General features: G+C 73.6%; 1 rRNA gene and 1 pseudogene. Both read left to right on the top strand.

The window, feature by feature from the left end:
* Positions 1-89: ribosomal RNA gene (gene rrf / locus AB0B14_RS17715) — 5S ribosomal RNA — on the top strand; the annotation flags it as partial.
* 373 nt (positions 90-462) lie between these two features.
* Positions 463-1,248: pseudogene (locus tag AB0B14_RS17720) on the top strand (hypothetical protein); the annotation flags it as partial.

The raw sequence follows: 1,248 nt of genomic DNA on the forward strand, positions 1-1,248 counted from the left end.
CCGGTTACATTCCGAACCCGGAAGCTAAGCCCTCCAGCGCCGATGGTACTGCACTCGTGAGGGTGTGGGAGAGTAGGACGCCGCCGGACAATCTTCCAGTCGAGGGCCGCCCCATCCGGGTCGGCCCTCGACTGCGTAGCGCCATTGGTGGCGCAATCAGGAAGGATGTACCTGTGAGTTCAGGACCGCAGGGCGGAGACCGTCCCCGTCGCTACGAAGACCGTACTGACGGTGCGGGCGGACGCGACCGCGGCCCGCGCCGCGATGACCGAGACCGGCCCCCGTACCGGGGAGACCGCGACAGCGGTGGCGGCGCCCGCGGCGGATACGCCGGCGGCCGCGACTCTGGTTCCCGTGGCGGCGACCGGGACAGTTCGCGCTCCAGCGCCCCGCGCGAGGGTGGTTACCGTGGCGGCGACCGCGACGGTTCGCGCTCCAGCGCTCCCCGTGAGGGTGGGTTCCGTGGCGGCGACCGCGACGGTTCGCGCTCGGGTGCTCCCCGTGAGGGTGGGTTCCGTGGCGGCGACCGGGATGGTTCGCGCTCGGGTGCTCCCCGTGAGGGTGGTTTCCGCGGCGGTGACCGTCGTGAGGGCGGTTTCCGTGGTGGCGACCGTGACGCTTCGCGTTCCAGCGGCCCTCGTGAGGGTGGGTTCCGTGGTGGCGACCGGGACGGCTCGCGTTCGAGCGCCCCGCGCGAGGGTGGTTTCCGTGGCGGCGATCGTCGCGAGGGTGGCTACCAGGGCGGAGATCGCCGCGAGGGCGGCTTCCGTGGTGGCGACCGTGACGCTTCGCGTTCCAGCGGCCCTCGTGAGGGTGGGTTCCGCGGTGGCGACCGGGACGGCTCGCGTTCCAGCGCCCCGCGCGAGGGTGGTTTCCGTGGCGGCGATCGCCGCGAGGGTGGCTACCAGGGCGGCGACCGCACCCGCTCCGGCCCGTCCCGTGAGGGTGGTTTCCGTGGCGGTGACCGCGAGGGCGGTTTCCGCGGTGGCGATCGTCGTGAGGGCGGCTTCCGCGAGGGTTCCCGGCCTGGAGCCCCCCGCGAGGGTGGCGGTTTCCGCGGCGGTGACCGTCGCGAGGGTGGTTTCCGTGGTGGGGACCGGCCGAGTGGACCGCGTGACGGTGGCGCGCCCCGCGAGGGTGGCTTCCGTGGCGGCGACCGCGAGGGCGGTTACCGCGGTGGTGACCGCGAGGGTGGCTTCCGGGGCGGTGACCGTCGTGAAGGCGGTTTCCGTGGCGGTGACCGCGACG

Source organism: Micromonospora sp. NPDC049171, from assembly GCF_040648275.1.
GTDB lineage: Bacteria > Actinomycetota > Actinomycetes > Mycobacteriales > Micromonosporaceae > Micromonospora.